The 2428-nt window shown below is 69.1% G+C and carries 3 protein-coding genes and 1 pseudogene; 2 read left to right on the top strand and 2 right to left on the bottom strand.

The annotated features are described in order from the left end of the window. Positions 1-73: 73 nt before the first annotated feature. The gene (locus tag AC1DU6_RS27525) at positions 74-628 is read right to left on the bottom strand and encodes a YceD family protein (protein WP_056204284.1); all 555 of its coding nucleotides are present in this window, start codon (positions 626-628) and stop codon (positions 74-76) included. 32 nt (positions 629-660) lie between these two features. On the opposite strand from AC1DU6_RS27525, the gene AC1DU6_RS27520 reads away from it, so the two are divergent. Together AC1DU6_RS27520 and AC1DU6_RS27515 are read left to right on the top strand one after the other, a co-directional pair. After that, positions 661-1236, top strand: a complete 576-nt coding sequence (locus AC1DU6_RS27520) for a Maf family protein (protein ID WP_457326416.1) — start codon at positions 661-663, stop codon at positions 1234-1236. Continuing rightward, complete coding sequence (locus tag AC1DU6_RS27515; RefSeq protein WP_477861010.1) at positions 1233-1994, top strand: SAM-dependent methyltransferase; 762 nt, start codon at positions 1233-1235, stop codon at positions 1992-1994. The genes AC1DU6_RS27520 and AC1DU6_RS27515 overlap by 4 nt, the downstream gene beginning before the upstream one ends. Here the strand turns inward: AC1DU6_RS27515 and AC1DU6_RS27510 are convergent. Continuing rightward, positions 1991-2428 (bottom strand): annotated as a pseudogene (locus AC1DU6_RS27510) (DEAD/DEAH box helicase); the annotation flags it as partial. The gene AC1DU6_RS27515 and the pseudogene AC1DU6_RS27510 sit on opposite strands and share 4 nt — an antisense overlap.

Below are 2428 nucleotides of genomic sequence, written 5' to 3'. Positions count from 1 at the left end.
GTGTAGCACCGGATGAGAAACCCGCCAAGCTGCCACTATCGACAGCGAGAGCCAAGCGCCTGAAGCCATGGCTTCAGGCGCTGCCGCCCCGCTTCAGGGTTGCGAGCTTGGCGAAAGGGTTGGGACGCTCCTCCTCTCCTGGCTCAATCACTTCGTCCACATGGGCCAGGGGCTCGGGGCAGATCTCGTGGCGCGGCACCAGCGGCAGGGCCAGCAGCAGTTCGTCTTCGATCAATTCGCGCGCGTCGAGGTGGCGCGGCAGGGCCAGCACATCATCGTCACTGTCCGCGTCGAGCGCGGCCGCCTCGACCTCGGTGTCGACGAAGCGGATCCAGCGGTCGATATCAATGTCTTCGTGGACCGGCTGCAGGCAGCGCTGGCAGGTCAGCGCGACCTGACCGGAGGCGGTCAGGTGCAGCCAAGTCTGGGCCTTGCTGCCCTTGGGCTGGCGGATCTCGCCGTGCAGGCTCCACTGCAGCGCTGGCCAGTCACTGGCCGGCGCTTCGGGAGCGGCCGAGTCGGCCAGCCGCTCCAGCAACGTCGCCGGCCATTCGCCAGACAGGCTGGCGTCATCATGAGCGAGAGCCGCGACATCGAGCTTCTCGGGAACAAAGGCGCGCGATTTCATGGTCGAGAGTTTAGGCGGGGGAGAATGTCCCGATGTCCCAGTTGATCCTTGCCTCGACCTCCCGCTACCGACAGGAATTGCTGGCCCGGCTGCGCCTGCCGTTCGAAGCGGTTGCGCCCGACGTCGATGAAACCGCCCTGCCCGGCGAGGCCCCGGCGGCCCTGGCCGAGCGGCTGGCCTTGACCAAGGCACGCGTGGTCGCGGCGCGGTTTCCTGGCGCCATCGTCATCGGCTCCGACCAGGTTGCCGACCTGGCCGGGGAGGCCATCGGCAAACCCGGCTCCCACGAGGCAGCCACTGCGCAACTGCGCCGTATGAGCGGGCGCGAGGTCGTGTTCCAGACCGCCGTCGCCGTCGTCGCACCGGGTCTGGCGGCCATTGAGCGCGCCGAAGTTCGTGTGCGCTTGCGTGAGCTCAGCGACTCAGCCATCGAAGCCTATCTGCGCGCCGACCAACCCTATGACTGCGCCGGCAGCGCCAAGGTGGAGAGCCTGGGCATTGCGCTGCTGGAGGCCGTCGAGTCCGACGACCCGACCGCGCTGATCGGCCTGCCGCTGATCCGCACCTGCGCCCTGCTGCGGCGCGCCGGCCTGGAGCCTCTCGCATGAACAAGGGCCGTCTGATTCTGATGCCCAATACGCTGGATTTCGGCGTGGACGATTCCCTGGACCTGCGCGAGGTGCTGCCCCAGCGGGTCATTGAGCAGGCCGCGCGGCTGACGCACTGGGCTGCCGAGAGCGCCAAGACCACGCGAGCGCTGCTCAAGCGCGTCGATGCCATTGCGCCGCTCGTCCAGCCGCTGCAGGCCATGCAGATCGTCGAGTTGCCGCGCCCTCCCAAGGGCGGCAGGGGCGGCGGCGATGACGCGGTCGCCTGGCTGGCTCTGCTGGACCCGGTGCTGGCCGGGAACGACCTCGGCTTGATCTCGGAAGCGGGCCTGCCCGCCGTGGCTGACCCAGGCGCCCGCCTGGTCGCGCTGGCCCATGAGGCCGGCATCGAGGTGGTGGCGCTTTCCGGACCGAGTTCGCTGCTGCTCGCCCTGGCCGCCAGCGGGCTCAACGGCCAGAGCTTCGCGTTTGTCGGCTATCTGCCGGTGGACGCCGCACCTCGTACGGCACGCATCCGCGAGCTGGAGGCCTTGTCGGCCAAGGCCCAGCAGACCCAGTTGCTGATCGAGACGCCCTACCGCAACGAGGCGCTGCGCCAGGCGCTGCTGGCAGCGCTGAAGCCCGGCACGCGGCTGTCGATCAGCGTCGGCCTGACGCTGCCAGGCGGCTGGACGCAGACCGCCACCGTGGCGGATTGGCGGTCCAACGGCACCAAGGTACCCGACCGCATCCCGGCCGTGTTTTCAATCCTGGCTTAGGACTCGACCGGCGCCGGCGCGGGCTTGGCACCGAACAACGCGGCCACTTGCTTCTTGGGCTTGATGTAGCTGGACAGGCCCTTGCCTGCGCCAGCCGGCGCCGCTGCAGCCTTGGTTTTTTCCCAGGCTGGTGCCYCACCGGCAGCGCTGGCCTCGTAGGGCTTGTCGAAGAAGGGATCCTTGGGCGGGGAAGGCGGGCGATAGGTGGGCCGCACGGCGGGACGGGCCTCGAAAGAAGCTTCTCCTCGCTCCTCGCGCGGGCGCTCGAAACGCGGCGGGCGGCTGTCCTGCAGCTCGAAGGGGTCGAGGTCGATCTTGCGCTTGAGCAGCTTCTCGATGTCGGCCACCAGGCGCGCGTCAGACTTGGTGACCAGCGTGACTGCCAGGCCCGAAGCCCCCGCGCGGCCCGTGCGGCCGATGCGGTGGACGTAGTC

The sequence above is a fragment of the Roseateles sp. P5_B10 genome, assembly GCF_056400485.1.
This window is presented reverse-complemented; position numbering and strand designations above follow the sequence as displayed.

Excerpts from the sequence above, each read along its gene's own strand:
- AC1DU6_RS27520 (WP_457326416.1), top strand. The coding sequence starts at position 661 with ATGTCCCAGTTGATCCTTGCCTCGACCTCCCGCTACCGACAGGAATTG.
- AC1DU6_RS27515 (WP_477861010.1), top strand. The coding sequence starts at position 1,233 with ATGAACAAGGGCCGTCTGATTCTGATGCCCAATACGCTGGATTTCGGC.
- AC1DU6_RS27525 (WP_056204284.1), bottom strand. The coding sequence starts at position 628 with ATGAAATCGCGCGCCTTTGTTCCCGAGAAGCTCGATGTCGCGGCTCTC.